Origin of the sequence: Kolteria novifilia, from assembly GCA_007748055.1 — a bacterium.
GTDB lineage: Bacteria > Planctomycetota > Planctomycetia > Kolteriales > Kolteriaceae > Kolteria > Kolteria novifilia.
In genome coordinates, this window is sequence record CP036279.1 from 189,370 (window position 1) to 206,716 (window position 17,347).

Annotated in this window: 12 protein-coding genes; 7 read left to right on the top strand and 5 right to left on the bottom strand. The window is 63.3% G+C overall.

Annotated features, from left to right (window positions below; translation table 11 throughout):
• Nucleotides 1–201 precede the first annotated feature (201 nt).
• Together Pan216_RS00695 and hemB are read right to left on the bottom strand one after the other, a co-directional pair.
• Complete coding sequence (locus tag Pan216_RS00695) at nt 202–873, bottom strand: hypothetical protein (protein ID WP_145253411.1); 672 nt, start codon at nt 871–873, stop codon at nt 202–204.
• Between the two features lie 135 nt (nt 874–1,008).
• Nucleotides 1,009–1,980, bottom strand: coding sequence for a porphobilinogen synthase (hemB, locus tag Pan216_RS00700; protein WP_145253412.1), 972 nt, complete (start codon nt 1,978–1,980; stop codon nt 1,009–1,011).
• Between the two features lie 275 nt (nt 1,981–2,255).
• Between hemB and Pan216_RS00705 the strand changes: the two genes are divergently transcribed.
• The 3 genes from Pan216_RS00705 (at nt 2,256) to Pan216_RS00715 (ending at nt 7,292) form a co-directional block, all read left to right on the top strand.
• Nucleotides 2,256–2,729: a CBS domain-containing protein gene (locus Pan216_RS00705; RefSeq protein WP_145253414.1), complete on the top strand. Its 474-nt coding sequence runs from the start codon at nt 2,256–2,258 to the stop codon at nt 2,727–2,729.
• A 290-nt stretch (nt 2,730–3,019) separates the two neighbouring features.
• Nucleotides 3,020–4,201: a glycosyltransferase family 39 protein gene (locus Pan216_RS00710; protein WP_419193115.1), complete on the top strand. Its 1,182-nt coding sequence runs from the start codon at nt 3,020–3,022 to the stop codon at nt 4,199–4,201.
• Nucleotides 4,202–4,208: 7 nt separating this feature from the next.
• On the top strand, nt 4,209–7,292 hold the full coding sequence (locus tag Pan216_RS00715) for an AsmA-like C-terminal region-containing protein (RefSeq protein ID WP_145253418.1): 3,084 nt from the start codon (nt 4,209–4,211) through the stop codon (nt 7,290–7,292).
• Nucleotides 7,293–7,496: 204 nt separating this feature from the next.
• Here the strand turns inward: Pan216_RS00715 and Pan216_RS00720 are convergent, their stop codons facing one another.
• Both Pan216_RS00720 and Pan216_RS00725 read right to left on the bottom strand, forming a co-directional pair.
• Nucleotides 7,497–8,732 (bottom strand): Tm-1-like ATP-binding domain-containing protein, encoded by a 1,236-nt coding sequence (locus tag Pan216_RS00720; protein WP_145253420.1) that lies wholly within the window; start codon nt 8,730–8,732, stop codon nt 7,497–7,499.
• Nucleotides 8,733–9,116: 384 nt separating this feature from the next.
• Nucleotides 9,117–10,001 (bottom strand): ThuA domain-containing protein, encoded by an 885-nt coding sequence (locus Pan216_RS00725; RefSeq protein ID WP_145253422.1) that lies wholly within the window; start codon nt 9,999–10,001, stop codon nt 9,117–9,119.
• A gap of 310 nt (nt 10,002–10,311) precedes the next feature.
• Here Pan216_RS00725 and Pan216_RS00730 point away from each other — a divergent pair, with 310 nt between their 5' ends.
• From Pan216_RS00730 to Pan216_RS00745, 4 genes are all read left to right on the top strand, one after another.
• Nucleotides 10,312–11,757 carry a carbohydrate porin gene (locus Pan216_RS00730; protein ID WP_145253424.1) on the top strand — a complete coding sequence of 482 codons (1,446 nt, stop codon included), beginning with the start codon at nt 10,312–10,314 and terminating at the stop codon, nt 11,755–11,757.
• 13 nt (nt 11,758–11,770) lie between these two features.
• A complete protein-coding gene (locus Pan216_RS00735; protein WP_145253426.1) occupies nt 11,771–12,373 on the top strand; it encodes a Maf family protein in 603 nt (200 codons plus the stop codon).
• A 167-nt stretch (nt 12,374–12,540) separates the two neighbouring features.
• Complete coding sequence (locus Pan216_RS00740) at nt 12,541–14,421, top strand: thiamine pyrophosphate-binding protein (protein ID WP_145253427.1); 1,881 nt, start codon at nt 12,541–12,543, stop codon at nt 14,419–14,421.
• A 195-nt stretch (nt 14,422–14,616) separates the two neighbouring features.
• Nucleotides 14,617–15,474 (top strand): YciI family protein, encoded by an 858-nt coding sequence (locus Pan216_RS00745; RefSeq protein WP_145253429.1) that lies wholly within the window; start codon nt 14,617–14,619, stop codon nt 15,472–15,474.
• Nucleotides 15,475–15,615: 141 nt separating this feature from the next.
• On the opposite strand, the gene Pan216_RS00750 is transcribed toward Pan216_RS00745, so the two are convergent.
• Complete coding sequence (locus tag Pan216_RS00750) at nt 15,616–16,701, bottom strand: NHL domain-containing protein (protein ID WP_145253431.1); 1,086 nt, start codon at nt 16,699–16,701, stop codon at nt 15,616–15,618.
• Between the last annotated feature and the right edge of the window lie 646 nt (nt 16,702–17,347).

A 17,347-nucleotide genomic window follows, 5' to 3' on the forward strand; every position in this document is an offset into this window, starting at 1 on the left:
TTTCTCAGGTGTTGGGCGTTGGTCTCGAGACCGTAGCGAGCCGTCCGAAGGAAAGCTCTTCGCGTTTCGTGGGAACGCCGACCAACGGGAAAACACCCGGCGTGAGACCATGGCGACGGCCGAACGACCTGCCGCGGCGGAAGTCCAGTGACTTCGCGAACGACGGTGCGACCCATGGCGGCGTGCGAATTGTCGAGAAACCTAACAAGCCCGAGGGGGAGGAGTGGGAGGACGTGTCCGCCGGAGCGAACTCGATGACGGAACGGCACGAAGCCGATCCTCGGCGCGTGGGAGCGTCACCACCATCGGCGTCATCGGCGGAAGATCGAGTAGCCCGGTGACGATCATGACGCTCGACTTGCCACGGCAACTATTGGCGAACAGACCGATCACCATCCGCGAGCGATCGTCCGCGGTGCGCCGATGGGTAACTCGTTGGCGATGTGAGTCCTGGCAACTTGCGGCGTCTGAGGAGTTCGTCGCACAGCACGGCGCGGACTCGCGCACCCGCGGCGCCTCGGTGGCGGAACAGCAGGACGCGGTCTCGACCGAACAGCACGAACCGCTCGCATTGGGCCTCGGCGCCGTCGGCAGTCCCATGCGACGAGCCGCCTCGATCGCGACCGCGGGGAGGGGAATCTGCTTCTCGTGAGCCCAGCGAATCTTCTGCTCTAGACTGAAACAGCAACAGTCACCCGACCAGCACTGATGCGCGGTCAGGCAGCCGCACGGGCGGAACTCACACGGATAGGGCTGCGACGCGATCCGTTCGCCGTCGCCGCGAAGGTCGGGCAGCGGCAAGCCGATCACGCTCGCGAGCAACCCCGCCACGCTGGCAATGACGACAACGATTCTCGACCGGCGCTGGAACAAGAGGGCGATCCCTGGTGGGGAATGAGAACGACGTTCGTTCGGAGCTAAGGAAATTGTATGTCGCTCGGGCTCGCGTGCCCAGTCGATGGACGCTCGTCGATGACTCCAAATGACTCAGCGACGATGCGTCTCTCCCTACAAGCTCTCGGCGATCTGGCGCGCGAAGTAGGTCAAGATCACGTCGGCGCCGGCCCGGCGAATACTAAGAAGACTCTCCATCACCGCGCGTGACTCATCGAGCCAGCCGCGCTCGCAAGCCCCTTTGAGCATCGCGTACTCGCCGCTGACTTGGTAGGCGAAGACCGGCAACGTGGTCGCTTCGCGAATCCTTCGGATCACGTCGAGGTAGGGGCCCGCGGGTTTGACCATGACCATGTCGGCCCCTTCGGCCTCGTCGAGACGCAGCTCGCGAAGGGCTTCGCGCGCATTCGCGGGATCCATCTGGTAGGTCTTCTTGTCGCCGAAGCGAGGGGCCGAGTCGAGAGCGTCGCGGAACGGACCGTAAAAGGCTGATGCATACTTCGCGGTGTACGAGAGGATCGAGACATCCTGAAATCCCTCGCTATCGAGGGCGGCGCGGATCGCGGAGACACGACCATCCATCATGTCGCTGGGAGCGACGATGTCCGCTCCGGCCCGGGCATGGCAGAGCGCCTGCTCGGTCAATACCGCGACCGTCTCATCGTTGAGGATCGTTCCCTCGGGCGAGACGATGCCGTCGTGCCCATCGCTTGAGTAGGGGTCGAGGGCGACGTCGGTCAGGATCGTCAGGTCGGGCCATTGCGACTTGAGCCGCCGAATCGTGTTGGGAACGAGTCCCTCCGGATTGCTCGACTCTTCGCCGCGCGATGTCTTTAGAGACTCGTCGATCGCGGGGAAGAGGATGATCGAGCCGACACCCACGTGGTGCGCCGCCTCGACCTCCTTCAGCAGTCCATCGGGGCTCCAGCGGTGGCACCCCGGCATCGACGCGATCGGTTGATCGTCACTCCCTTCGTGAATGAAGAGCGGGTAGACCAGGTGTTCCCGACCCAAGTGGGTTTCCCGGCAATAGCCGCGAATGGTGGCCGATTTACGATTGCGCCGGGGGCGTTGAGTGGGGTGCATGCGGGCTTCCTTCTCGAGCTTGACCCCATTCATGCTACCAACCGGGCGGGTGACGTGCAGCCAATTGACGACGCGGGCAAGCGCCGGTGACCGACAAAAGTTGGCCGGAATCGCGTAGCTGGGGGTAGAATAGGAGCGGTTTGATCTCGGCGTCGTCGCTCGCAAGCCTCCCCAGGGGCAAGGAGCGACTGGGAACTGCGAGACGTTCGTTCTCGCGACCGCGACCTCTTCGCGACGCCGCGATGTCCGACCTGCTGTCGTCAAGGAATCACGTCATGTCCAAACCCTTCCTCGCGAAAGACATCATGGTCACCTCCCTCGTCACGCTTTCTCCGAAGATGGATGTGTACGAGGCGATCGATGTCCTGCTGCGTCACAAGATCTCCGGCGCCCCTGTCGTCGACGAGAAGAACCACCTGCTCGGCGCGTTCTCCGAGCGCGGATGCATGGCGGTCATGATTCGCGGCGCCGTCGACGTCCTCCCCTCGGCCGAGGTCGAGGCCTTCATGCAGCCGCGCGACGACGTCGAAACGATCACCGAGGAGACCCACCTCCTGACGATCGCCCAGATCTTCATCAAGACGCACGCCCGACGGCTCCCCGTCCTTCGCGGGGAGAAACTCGTCGGCCAGGTCAGTCGTCGCGATGTCGTCAAGGCGGCGCGGGAACTGATCCACGACGCCCCGGAAGCCAAGTCGGCGTTTCTATACCTCAGCGCGATCAACGAACGCCAGCACGCTCCGATCTGACCGACTACCCAGCGAACGCATGCTGGGCATCTTCTCGACCCATCCCAACGCGACGCGGACGCGCCCCTTCGCCAAGTTCTCCGCGTCGCCTTCTTCGCGCTCTTCGCCTCGTGCCATTGAGATTGACCCGAAGAGCGACCGCGCCTATGCGTGGCCCGTAGTCTCTTCGCGTCCCCGCTGGGGGGACTCGGGGACCGGATCACGACGGAACGTATCGCCGGAGCAAGAGTCTGGAGCGGACCGACGAGCGACGATGGAGATGGGCATGCTGGGCGATCCTTCTTGCCGGCTTGCTCTTTCGCTTGGCGCTGGCTGAGGCCGCCCTTCGATGGGCTCCCGCTCCCTTTGCCGACAGCGAGCTCTACGAAGCCTACGCCCGTCGGATCTACGAGGGAGAGCCCTACCGGCTCGGTGAGACCGCCGCGATCCGAACGCCCGGCTACCCCGCGCTGATCGCGGGCTGCTGGTGGATCGCGGGTGGACAACACCTTCGAGCCGTGCTGTGGGCGCAGGCCCTTCTCGGGACAGTGACGTGTTGGTTCGTCCTCGCGATCGGCAGGGAATGCGAGCGCATGGGCTTCCCGCGCGGCACCGCGCTGCTCGCGCTGCTCGTGGCGGCGCTCGATCCGTACGCGGCCTTGCTCGGTGCGGTCGAACTCTCGGAAACGGCCTTCACGATGCTGCTGATGGCGACGGCTTGGCTGGCGATACGTCACTTGGATCGCCCCTCGTTCCTCGCGGGAGCGGCGATGGGGGTCCTGGCGGGATTGGCCACGTTGGTACGTCCGAGCGTCTTGTTGCTGACCCCACTCTCGGCCAGTTGGTTCCTGGGAGCGACGCATCATCGTCGGGCGTCGCTGACGACCCTCGTGGGATCCCTCGTTGGGCTCCTCCTGACGATGGCTCCTTGGATCGTGCGCAACGCGTTGGTTCTCGGGGCATGGGTGCCGACGACGACCAACGTGGGGGAAAGCCTCTACGACGGCGTCGGCCCCCAGGCCACGGGTGCTAGCGACATGCGGTTCAAAGTCGAAGCGGACCTCGCCGGCATGAACGAGTTGGAACAAGATCGCTACTGGCGCGACGAGTCAATCGAGGCGATGCGCGCCGAGCCGCTTCGGGTCGTCTCACTTTCGGCGATCAAACTGTGGCGGTTCTGGTCTCCGTGGCCGAACGCCGCGCAGTACCAGCGACCGTTGCCGATAGTGGTGGGGACGCTGGCGTCGGTCCCGATCTACGGGCTCGCGCTGGTGGGGATCTGGAGTCAACGCCGTCGCTGGCGGTTGATGGCGCTGTGTCTGTTGCCGGCGGTCTACTTTTCACTGTTACACATGGTTTTCGTCAGTTCGATCCGCTACCGAGTTCCGGCGATGCCCCTGGTGGACATCCTCGCCGGAGCGGGAGCGGTGGTCTTGTACGCCGCTTGGTTTCAGGCCGCGGGACCACGAACGACGCCGGTCCAGGAAGGGTAGGTGCACCGTGTTGGCACGATTCCGCCGTACGGTCGTGATGCTCTTTTGCCTTGTCGTCTTCGGGGCGGGGGTTTTGGCGTGGTACGTCTACCTCCACTACACCGATCCCGAAACGCTACAGCGTCTGACGCTGGGGGCGATCCGCAAGACCCTCCCGGGGGCCGAAGTCACCCTCGATCGCGTCGAGGGCCATCCCCTCTCGAGCGTCGTGTTGCGCGATCTGGTCGTCAAGCTCCCCGATGACGACGGGAAACAGCAAGACTTCCTCGACTTTAGCGCTCTTTACGTCCGCATTCGCCGCGACCTGCTCCTCGACGGGGAATTCCGCGTCCGCCGCATTGTCATCGAGAAACCGACGCTCCGGCTCCGGGAACTCGACGATGGAAGCTGGAACGTCACGCCTTGGCTTTCCGACAAACCGATCATCTTTCCGACGGAGATGGCGGTCGACGTCCGCGACGCCCGGATCTCGGTCGAGTTCTCCTCCCACGCGATCAAACCGATCGAACTGACCGGGGTCGACTTGCACCTCGATTGCAAGCCACCAAGCGATATCGTCTGGTCGGCCCAATGCCTAATCGACTCCATCTTTCCGCTGCAACTAAGTGGAACCGCCGACGGCGCGAAGAAATCCGCGAAAGGGACGATCGCCAGCGATGGCCCTCTCGACCTCGCCGGGCTTCGCAAGGCCCAACCGGCCCTCATCGAAGCGCTCCTGAGCCGACCCGAAACGCTGTCGGGAAAGATCGAACTCCAAGCGAAGTTCTCCGCCGCCAAGCATGTCGGCGGCCCCGATAACGGCCCGGGCGGATCGTTGGCCCTCGCGGGAAAACTGACCGAGGGGGCGATCGACGATCCCCGGCTCCCCTACCCTATCTCGGGCGCGAGCGCCTCGTTCCGCGTCGACGCGACCGGCGCACGCGTCACCGACTTCGAATGCAAGATGGGCCCAATGACGGCCAAGCTCACCGGCTCGGTTCCCAACTGGGACACGAGCAACTGGCAAGCCGAAGTCCGCGTCGAGCATCTCCCCATCTCTCACGAGATCTACCGGATGCTTCCGGAGTCGAAACAGAAGCTTCTCGACGAGTACAACCCGACCGGATCGGTCAGCGTCGTCGGCAAGATCCTTCCTGAAGGCGGGACCCACGTCTTCCACGGTAGCGTCAGCGGCCGCAACCTGACGATGACCTACGATCGGCTCCCCTTCACCGCCACCAACGTCGACGGACGAGCGACCTTCAATACGGACGGCACCGTCTCCCTTGATGCCCGCGGGCTCACCGGCAAGGCTCCCGTCGAACTGCACGGGTCTCTCTCCGATGTCAAACCGGGCGCGGCGATCGACGTGACGATCTCGGGAACCGACCTCCCGTTGGACGAACGACTCCGGCGCGCGTTGCCGCCCAATGTGCAAGCGATCGCCGAACGTTTCCATGGAACAGCCCACGCCGATTATCAAGCGCGGATCACGCGTCCCAAGGGAGCCGAGAAAGCGACCTTCCAGATCGAAGCCGATGTCGAGGATCCGCGTTGCCTGTGCGACTGGTTCCCCTACCCGCTCGACGACGTTAGCGGACACCTTTCGATCTCTCCCGAACGGACCGTCTTTCGCCAGTTCGTCGGTCGTAGCGGCGAGGCCTCCGTGCGCATCGATGGCCAGACGATCAAGACGACCGACGGCGTCCACGTCGAAGTCCACGTGAAGGGCTACCAAGTTCCGTTCGACGCCAAGCTCAAGCGGGCCCTCCCCCTCGATTGGCACGCCGCCTGGGACCAGGTTCAGCCGGAAGGAACGGCCAACCTCCAGTACGACTTCGCCAAGCCACCCGGCGAGGAGGCACGCGTCGAGTTCGAGCTCGATCCGGTCAAGGCGGCCGTTACCCCAGCCTCGTTCCCCTATCGATTCGAGGACCTCAGTGGCGTTGTTCGCTACGCCGACCATACCGTCCGCTGGGAAAAGATGACCGCCCGGCACGGCGACGCTCCCTGGTCGTGCACCGCGGGCCAGATCAACATCCTCCCCGATGGAGGACGGCTGCTCCTCGACGGCGTCATCTGCCCGGCACTCGTCTTCGACGACGACCTCCGCCAGGCGCTTCCCGTCGACGACCGCGTCGTTTTCGACTTCCTCAAGCCGGACAAGCCGGGGTCCCTGAAGATCAAGCACGAGAGCATTCGCTGGTACGACAATCCGAACCAACCACTCGAAAGCTCCGTCGACATGAGCCTCGGGTTCGAACGTGCCAACTTGATTCCCTCCGTGGGCCTCACCAATGTCACCGGCACCGCAACGATCGTCGGCAGCTCGATCGGCGACGACCACCAGGTCCAAGGGAACATCTACCTTCAAGAAGTGACCGAGACCGGATTCCGCGCGACCGACGTCTCTTGCCGCGTCGAAGGCAAGGGGGACGAGATCTGGGTCGAGAACATCAAGGGAAATCTCTACAGCGGCCAACTGCACGGACGGGTCTGGGCGTCGTGCGGCGACGTCCCGGCCTATAAGTGTCGACTCGACGTCTTCGGGGCCAGCTTTGGTCAGTACGTTCGTGAAACCTGGCCCAACGGACCGGCGGTCGACGGCCTGGTCAACGCGAGCCTCGTCTTCCAGGGCGAGGGAGCCACGATTCACCAACTCAATGGCGACGGCACCATCAACATGCACAACGCCGACATCTATCGGCTGCCGTTGCTCTTCGATCTCTTCGACTTCTTGAGCCTTCAGATGCCCGACGGGCAGGCCTTCGAAACCGCCTCGGCGACGTTCAAGTTCCGCGACCGCCTGCTACTCGTCGACAAGTTCGAACTGATCAGCCCCTCGGTGAGCCTCTTTCTCGTCGAGAAGCAGGGACGTATGAATCTCGAAACGAGCGACATCGACATGAGGCTCGGCGCCCGCTGGGCGCGGGGACGGCTTCGCATTCCCGTCTTCACTGAGACGCTCAACACCGCCAGCGATCAGCTCTTGACGGTGCGGGTGACCGGCCAGCTCTCCGACCCGGTCTTCACGCCGGAGCCGGGTTCGGTCCTAAGGCAGATCCTCACCACCCCCGCGAGCTTGCTCCGCCCAGTCATCGGCCCTCAATAACAACCATCCGGTCCGTTCTGGGTGCCATGCTCACGCTTGCGTGGGCATGCAGAGAGGACTCACGCTTGCGTGGGCATGCAGAGAACATATTCGCTCCACGTAGGCATCCTCGAAGACTCTCGACGTCGGGGATTCGCCAGCGATCCTCACTGGCTGACAAGCAGCCAGTGCCACCCGATCCTCGACTCTGGAGCCTCCAAGGCCCTATCCCGATGCCCGACCTTGTTCGATCAGTTCCAACAACATCGCGACCGCTCGCTTCGAAAAGGCGGCATCGTTGATGGGAACGTCGATCGTCTCGACGCGGATGGACGGATCGAGCGTTTCCCTTAAACCCTCTGAAAAGGCACCGTCGGCCTCGGGGTCATGAAAGAGATCGCCCTCTTCCCCGAGAACCGAAAACCCGCACGTGGGGACGAGGAACGCGATCGGTCCCTGGGCACCATTGGCCTTTTCGGCGAAGATCGTTCCCAGCCGCCTGTTTTCCTCGGCAGTCGTACGCATGAGCGTGACGGCGGGGGCCCATTCGTAGAAGTGCCGATCGCCCCGCCGCAGATGCTCGGGCACGGTCTCGATCGGACCGAAGTTCACCATGTCGAGACACCCCGGCACGATGAGCTGAGGCAAACCGCGACGCCCCGCGGCCTCGAGTCGCGTCGGCCCAGCGCTCATGATGCCGCCGGCGATCTCGTCGGCCCATTCGGTCGTCGTGACATCGAGCACCGCGTCGACCCACCCCTCGTCGATGAGTTCCTCCATCGCTCGGCCGCCAACCCCGGTCGCGTGGAAGACGAGCACCTCGAAGTCACTCTCTTCGAGATAGCGACGACAGGCATCGACGCATTCGGTCGTGTTTCCGAACATCGTCGCCGCCACGACAGGATTCTCGCTCTCCGGCTGTCGCGCGTCCGATTGGCCCGCCATCCCGACGATCGCCGCGGCCGCCTGGCGGATGAGAACCCGGCTGACACGATTGACGCCGGCGACGTCGACCACCGATGGCATCATGACGATGTCCTTGGTGCCCACGTAGGGAGCGATGTCTCCGGCCGCGACCGTCGAGACGCATAGCTTCGGGACGCCGACCGGGAGCGAGCGCATCGCCGCGGCGATCATGCTCGTGCCGCCCGACCCGCCCATGCCGACGATCGCGTCGAAGCGTCCTTCGTCGAAGAGTTCGCGGACAACCGACGCCGCTCCTTCGCCCATCAGCCGAACCGCCTCGCCTCGATCGCCCGCTTCGCGCAGGGCGTAGACCGACTCGCCGCCATGACGGGCGATCTCGTCGGCTTCGATGTCGACGGGGAAGCGGTCGGTGGTGCCCATGACGCCGAGGTTGACGGAGAGGACCTCGACGCCCGCCTCCAATAAGCACTCCCGCAGGAACGCGTGCTCGGCTCCCTTGGTATCGAAGGCACCGAGGACGAGGATCGTGCTCATGCTGTCGGTCCGATCTCAAAACGGTTTGAAGGAAAAGAAGGTCGTCGAGCCCGTATCCCCAGCACACCGATCATCCAAGTTCTCGGGCGCCACCGGGGTGACAGTGACTTGGCCTGGATGGCCAGCACGCAGCGAAACGGGTCGTACTGGCCCATCGCGGCTCCGACTCAAGAGTCGGCTCTCGTTTCGGCTTGGCTTTCGAGAGGTCGGCGAACGCAACGAGCCGGGTGGGGGAGATTCCGGCTCGGACAATCAAGAGTGATTCGTGAAGACGAACCCCCTCACCCCTAACCCCTCTCCCACAGGGAGAGGGGAACAAGAGGCTCGCTCTCCCACGGGGTGAGGGGAACCCTAGAACATGACGTTTAGGCTTTGGACAGACCACTACGAACGCGGGCTCGTCTTCTCGGAACCGGGAAAGTCCTTCGGGACCTTCTGCGTGACCTTGCCGGTGGCCGCCCACTCCGTGCCACGGTTGAGCGTCGATTGGAAACCGGCGCAGTTCATCGACTTGGTGTCGTGACCGAGCGTCGTGTGAAAGACACGCCCCTTGCCGTAGTCGATCGTCATCAGGATCGGTTCGTGCTCGCCGGTACCACCCGTCTTGGGATCGGAATAGGCCGTCGCCAAGACGCTGAGGTTCTTCGCGGGACCGCGCAGACGATCGTAGAGTTCATCGGGCGTGTGTCGCCACGCGGTCGGCAATCCCTTCATGATCGGGTGGTCGGCGTCGCGGGTTTCGACGACGAACTCGTGACGCGCGCCGTGGCTTCCCCCACGCCCCGCGGAGTTGTCGCGAACGACCTTCCCCTCGCGATAGCGAATGTAAGGCCCGTCCTTCTCGGTCCGTCCGCCCCATCCGCCGAGGGCGATCATCTCGTTGTATTCGGGCCACTTGGGGAAGGAGTTGTTCGCGGCGTGAACCGAGACGAAGCCGCCCCCGCCCTTGACGTAGTCCTCGAACGCCTCTTGTGTCTCCTCGGGCCAAGGCGCCCCATTGTAGTTGGAGACGACGACATCGTAGTCGGCGAACGTCGGCTTGAACGACGAGAGATCCGACCCCTTCGGCGGCGCGGTGACCACGTCGACGGTGAAGCGGCCACTATCCTCAAGCGACTTCTTGATAATGGGAGTCGTCTGTTGCCACTTGTGATTGTTCTGCCCATCGACGATGAGCGCCTTGAGCTTTTCCGCTCCTTCGCCCATCCCCGTTAGGGTGAGCACCAGCCCGAGTGACCACACGCACAGTAGCCAAGTCCGACGTCGCATCGACAACTCCTCAGTTTATTTCCACGTAGGCGGTCAGGTGAGCATCCCAAGCGTTCGGTGGCGGCGTTGGTGGTCAGGAGGGCGGAAGATCCGACCGCTCGAGTCCACGTCCCCACGCGTCGACTCGCCAGGCCCATGGACATGATCCTACAGGGCGTGGCGCCGGAAGGAAGAAAGAACGGGGGGCGGGTTGTGCGAATGGCCAAGGGCGTCAACGAACCACCCTTGGTGATTTTGTCTGTTTTGCGCAGGTTTCGCTGTCCGACACAATTTCTGGCGGAGTCTCACAAGGTAAAACGGAACTTACGTCATGTGCACTCGCACCATCCAACGCTCGGCCGTCCCGTGGGCCCTTGCCCTCTCGCTGTTGGCCGTGCTGTCGCGACACGGGTTCGCGGAGGAGTTGCGCCTACCGAGCGATTCGATCATTCCGATCCAATCGGTGGACGAACCCCCTTTCCCGACTCCGACGAGTGACGGTGGCTCCGCGGATGGCTCCGCGGATGGCTCCGATAGTAGCGGTTCCAACGATCAGGTCGACCAGGCGGAGCAGAACGAGGACATCGATCCCGACTCCGGTCAAAGTGCCGGCCTGATTACCCGGATGACAGGGATCGACAAGTACGGACTCAACCTCAGTGTCGATTGGGTTCTTGGCTGGAACACCGTCTTCTTCGGCGGATTGCTACCCGGTCACTGGGCGGACCAGAACATCGGGACCGTCGAACTCGACACCGACTTCGAGAAGATGTTCGGATGGAAGGGTGCCAAGGGCGACATCACTTTCCTGCACCGCCGAGGTTCCAATGCGACCGACCTTGCGGGCGACGTCCTCGACTACAACGGCTACGACAACTTTCCCGAGGCGCTGGGCGAACTCTACGAGCTCTGGATCGAACAAGAGTTCTTCGACGGGAAACTGAGTCTCTTGGCGGGAAAGGTCGTGACCAACGACTACTTCGGGCACGTGACCAACGCCGAGCTCTTTCTTGGTAACGACTTCGAGACGCTTCCGGGCATGGTTCAATACATGCCGCAATACCCCAATTCCGCCACGGGCGTTCAACTCTTCGCCAATCCAAACGAGCACTTTTACGCCGGCTTCGGCGTCTACGACGGACGCTTTGGCGGAGAAGGCATCAATACCGGGGAGCTCGGCCCTCAGTTCAACGGCTACCTCTTCTACGTGGGCGAGACGGGAATCAAATACTCCCTCGGCAAGCGGAAGCTCCCAGGACAGTTCTCCGTCGGTGGCTGGGGCCAGAGTGGCGAACTCCCTCGTTGGGACGGCGGCACACAGGATGGAACCGCCGGCTTCTACCTCATTCATCAGCAGACGCTTTGGCAGGATCCGTGCGACGACAATCAAGACATCGCCGCCTTCCTCACCTGGTCGACCGGCGACGGACGCGTCAATCAGTTCGTGAAAGGGGCGACGGCCGGGTTCCAGTGGACCGGCCCGATCTATCGGCGTGATCAGGATGTCTTCGGGCTCGGCGTGGTCTGGGGCCAGCAGACCTCCGAGCTGGGACAGCCCGGCAATACGACCCAGGCCCAACTCTATCCCGATCTGCCCGCCGAATTCGCCAACGGACGCCTCGCCGCCAACGAATGGGAATGGCAAACCTTCTATAACATTCACCTCAACGAGGTCGTTCAGCTCCAGCCCAACTTGACGTACATTCACGATCCAGGTCGAAGCACGTTGATTCGCGACCCGCTGGCGTTTTCGATCCTGATTCTCCTGAACTTCTAACGGGCCCCAACGTATGTCGCCATCAGGGCACCATCCGCGCGAACTCATCCTCGCCAGTACCTCCGTCTACCGACGTCAGCTCATCGAGCGGCTCGGCGTCCCTTTTCGCACCGCCAAGCCCGTCGTCGATGAAGTCGCCTTCGCCGAGGCGCACACCGGCCTTCCCAACGAACTGGCCGAGGATCTCGCCCGAGCCAAAGCCGAGAATGTCCTGGAGAGCCATCCCGACGCCACCATCATCGGCGGCGACCAACTCGTCGAGCATCGCGGCAAGGCCCTCGGCAAACCGGGCGACGCCCCATCCGCCATCAAGCAGCTCCTGCGGCTCGCCGGGGAGGAACATCGCCTTATCACCGCGATGGTGGTCCTCTCCTCCAAGGGACTCACCGAGCACACCGACCTCACGACCCTCCGGATGCGCTCCCTCTCGCGATCGGAGATCGAACGCTACGTCGAACGCGACCAGCCCTTCGACTGCGCCGGCTCCTACAAGCTCGAAGCCGCCGGCATCACCCTCTTCGAGAACATTCGCTCGACGGACCAGACCGCGATCGTCGGACTGCCGCTGATCGCGCTGACGACAATGCTTCGCGATCGCGGCTTCCGCATCCCCTGAGCGATTGGCACGTCGTCGCGATCACCCGCATAACCGTCGCCCCCCCTCTCCCCAGAGATCAAATCGAACTCGATTGACGAAAAGCGGACGCAGCCACCATCCGATGACTAGGGGTGAGGACCGTCGCGCGCCACGAGGGCGTGCCCAGCATCAAGGACGATTCACCCATGGGGAAACCCCTCACCCGACGAGGCTTTCTGCAACGCGTCTCCGCCAACGCCCTGGTCGCTCCCTCGGCCTCGGTAGTTTCGGCGGCAACGGCGACGGCGGCTTCCACCAGCACCGCGACCGTGATCTCCGACGGCTGGATCCGCGGCAAGATGACCGGCGCCGAAGCCCTCGTCGACGCCCTCATCCTCGAAGGGGCCGGATGCGTCTTCGGCATCCCCGGCGCCCAAGAGAACGACCTCTGGGACGCGATGAAGCAGAAGGGACTCCCCTACCTGCTCACCTCCAATGAGGGAGGGGCCGGCGCGATGGCCGATGGCTACGCCCGCAGCACCGGCGACGTCGGCGTCATGGCGATCATTCCCGGTCCCGGCATCACCAACGCCCAGACCTGGCTCGGCGAGGCGCTCCTCGATAGCACCCCGATCGTCTGCATCGCCGGAGACGTCGATCGCGGCCGCGACTACAAGCCCTTCCAAGTCCACGCCTTCCCGCAAGCCGAACTCCTGCGGCCCGTGACCAAGGAAGTGCTCCAGGTCGATCGCGCCGCCGACATTCCCATCGCGACGCGGCACGCCTTCGGTTTGGCACGCGGCGGAGAACCCGGTCCGGTCGGCGTGGTGATCCCCTATCAACTCTTCGCGGAGATCGAGAAGTACAACAGCCCACCGCCGGCCGCCCCCATGCTGCCCTTCGACGAGGTCGCGTTTCAGCGCGCGATGCGGATGCTGCGCTGTCATGATCGCTCCGTCGGCATCTACGCCGGCCTTGGCTGCATGGAGTCGGCCCCGCTGCTGGTCGAGCTCGCCGAGGTCCTCCAGGCGCCGGTCGCGACCAGCGTCTCGGGCAAGGGCGTCATTCCGGAGCATCATCCGCTCGCGGTCGGTTGGGGCTATGGACCGCAGGGAACGCGAACCGCCCAGAAGACCTTCAAGGACGTCGACCTCGTTCTCGCGATTGGCGTCAAGTACAGCGAGGTCTCGACCGCGTCGTACGCCATACCAAAGCATCGCTACGCCATCCAAGTCGACTCCTGCGCCGACAATCTCGGCAAAATCATCCACCCCAACGTCTGCGTCCACGCCGACGCCGGCCTCTTCCTTTCTTCGGCGCTCGCCGAGAAGAAATGCCTGGTGCGGCCTTGCAACCACAAGCTCACCAAGAGAATCGCGAAGCACCGCCGAGCCGAAGAGCGTCTCAACAGCAAGTCCTACAAGACCTGCTGCGTCGACCCGATGCGCTTCGTCCAGTGCTTGCGCGCCCGGACGACAGACGACGCGATGGTCTTTGTCGACGTGACACTAACCGAGCACTGGTCGGCCGAGGTCTTCAAGGCCCGCGGCCCGCGAACCTACTTCAACCCGGTCGACAACCAGGCGATGGGTTGGTCGATCCCCGCCGCGATGGGAGCTCAACGAGCGTTCCCCGGACGGCAAACGGTGACGATCACCGGCGATGGCTGCCTGATGATGAACGGATTCGAGCTCGCGACCGCCGCCCGCGAAGGGCTCGCGGTGAAGTTCTTCGTCCTCGACGACCAGGGCTATCAGTACATGGCCAAACTGCAGGATGCGGCGTTCGGACGAACCACCGCGACCGTCCTAGCCCCCATCGACTACGCGAGCCTCTCGCAAGCCCTCGGCATCCAGTACGTCGAGATCGACACGCCGGGAGGCCTCGACGAGGGGATCGACACCGCCCTCTGTTTGGAGGGCCCCGTGCTGACTCGCATCAGGGTCGACTACGGCGACCGACCGGTCCGCTGGATCAAGGCCGCGAAGGGACAATACCTCAGCCGGCTCTCTACCGGCCAACAGCTCCATATTGCCAAACGGGTCGCCAGTCGCGCCTTCGATATGCGCCCCGAGTGCAACGACTGACTTTCGCATTTCCACTTCGGGTAGACCTGTCGCCCGACTCCCCATCTCGGACAATCGCCCTCCCAACGTGAACCGCGAAAAAACTTCCCGCATAATCCGAAACGTTCGTGTCGAATTCGTCCACGCCCGAACGACTACTCCGCGGAAGGCCGAAAAGAGGTCGAACAGCACAAGCGTTTCAAGGGAGACGAACGCATGAGAGTCATGGTGATGGTCAAAGCCACGAAGAGCTCCGAAGCAGGCGAGATGCCGAGCGAGCAACTCATGACCGAGATGGGCAAGTTCAATGAGGAACTCGTCAACGCCGGCATCATGCAAGCGGGCGACGGGCTCAAACCGAGTTCCGAAGGGGTCCGGGTTCATTTTTCGGGGACAAACCGTACCGTCACGGATGGTCCCTTCATCGAAACCAAGGAACTGGTCGCCGGCTACTGGCTCTGGAACGTCAAGTCGATGGACGAGGCGATCGAGTGGGTCAAACGTTGTCCGAATCCGATGCTGGAAGACTCGGACATCGACATTCGGCCCCTCTACGAGATGGAGGATTTCGCCGAGTGGGATCCGAGCGGTAAGTTCTCAGCCCACGAACAACAACTGCGCGACACCATCGCGATGCGGGGCTCGGTCGTGAACCCCTATCTCTTCTTCGGTGGTCGCTGCGAGGAAGCGCTCAAGTTCTACAAGAAGACGATCGGCGCCCAAGTCGGCATGGTCTTGCGGTTCAGCGAGAGCCCCGACCAGGCTCCCGAGTGCATGCTCCAGTCGGGGTTCGAGAACAAGATCATGCACAGCGACTTCCGGGTTGGCGAGACCCTGGTCCTGGCCTCGGACGGGTGCGACGACAAGAGCGCCAACTTCGACGGCTTCCGGCTTGCGCTGACCATCGGCTCTCCGGAGGATGCGACGCGCTGTTTCAACGCGTTGGCCGACGGCGGGACCATCGACATGCCAATCGGACCGACCTTCTTTTCGCCCTGTTACGGGATGCTCACCGACAAGTTCGGCGTCGGCTGGATGGTCATGGTCCCCGGAGAAGAGCCCGCTCCCGAGTAAATCGGCCGCCGCGGCGCGGCTCCCTCTCCTCTCTCATGCTCCCCCTTGTCCAAGGGGGAGTCAGAGGGGGTCTTCTTATCTCCCTCGCACACAGCTCTCCTCTCTACTTTCTCCGATCTCCTCTCTACTCCCCCTCCTCTCTCACGGCGACGGATTTCGTGGGGCGGTCCTGGGAAAGAAGCTTCCGCTCGGTTGGATGCGTGAGTAGTCGATGCGTTGGATTGGGGGCAAGCGGGCTCCGCGAACGGGAGACCCGACGTTGGGACGAAAGCCGCCGCGCGAACGGGTGTAGCCGAGCCCGCCGTAGACCTCGCCGCCAACATTGATTAGGGAGGCATCGAGCGCCGAGGCGATCGTCGGCCCCAGCGGCGGAATGACCACCAAGGCTCGAGGGCGTTGCGTCTCGATTGGAGGCCGAACAAAGGTGAACGTCAACGGGCTGAGCACGCAGACGCGATTGTTGTCCGTGTCCGCGACATAGAGATTGTTGTCGAGCCCGACCGCCACCCCCTCCGGCTTGGAAAGCGACTCCTCACTCCCCAGCCCCCGCGGAAGGACGATCCGTGGCTCCGAACCGAGTCGCAAGCGAGCCAACGCGCTGCCTCGCTGGAGCGTGATCCAAAGTACTTCGCCGTTGCTCGCAAGACCGTAGGGGCCCAGGAAACCCTTCGTCCCATCGGCCGACGCCACCGTTGCGATCACGCCCGTCGTGAGGTCGACTCGGCGGACGCAGTCCGCTCCGGAATCGGCGATGTAGAGGCGCCCATGCTGGTCAAACGCCAGCCCGGTTGGTTGGGTCAGCTCGGCCTCGACCGCAAGTCCCTTGTCCCCCGAGTTGCCTTCCGCCCCGTTGCCGACGACCGTCGTGATCACTCCCGTCGAAGCATCGACGCGACGCACGACGTGATTGCCGGTGTCGGAAATGTAGAGGTTACCGTCGCGATCGAAGCCAATGCCGGTCGGATCGCGCAGTTGGGCCTCTTTTGCCGGCCCGCCGTCGCCCGAGTAGCCGGGATCGCCGGTTCCCGCGATGACGAGCTTCATCACCCCATCAAACTGGATCACGCGATGCCTGGTCTGCTCGACTCCGTAGAGCCGGCGGACCGAATCGTACGCCAGACCGGAATAGGAAGAGTGAAACGCGGCCGGCTTGGCATCGTTTACGGAAAAGTCGGCGCCGAGGGGAAGGATAGCCGCGACCACAAGGGGGAACGTGATGGAGTGCATGACTCGGATTCCCTTGGTTGCTTGGGATGACCAACGCCGACGGGTGGTTTCAAGACGCGATCATCAGACGGCACGAAGCCGGATTCGCCTCCCGAAACCACCCGTCCGCTATTGTATCATCCGCAAGTCCAACCAAGGTCTCGCCAAGCGGCGGGCGCGATCCCGCCGTGCGAGCGTTTGTCCTCTCGGCATACCCACGCGAGGGGAATGAGCGCCGAGGGTCGCCGTCCCGAGTGAAGTCACGGTTCACTGGGACAGTTGGCGACACCATCGGCGGAAGCGATTCCAGAGCCCCGAGAAGCCGTCTTGCTGCCGCGATGCGTACTCGTCGCGGTACCAGTCGCGATCGTACATGCCCATGGTTCCATCCCTTTCAACAGGTTGTTGTCGTGTGGTCCCCTCACTTCGGAGCGTTCGCGTCACGGCGGCTAAACCCGCGGAAATCGACGGGCCGTCCGACCAGTCGCGGAGAAGTTCGCGTCGCGAGGAGAAATATGTTCGGCTACCTCTTGATACGTACGCCTGACGTGGTTTGATGGATCCTCTGGCGATTTCGACACGCCGCCCGATTCCTTGTCGCCCCGCGCGACAAATGTACAATTGTCAACTTCAGGTTCACGGACGGAAGATCGTCTCGCGCACGGCT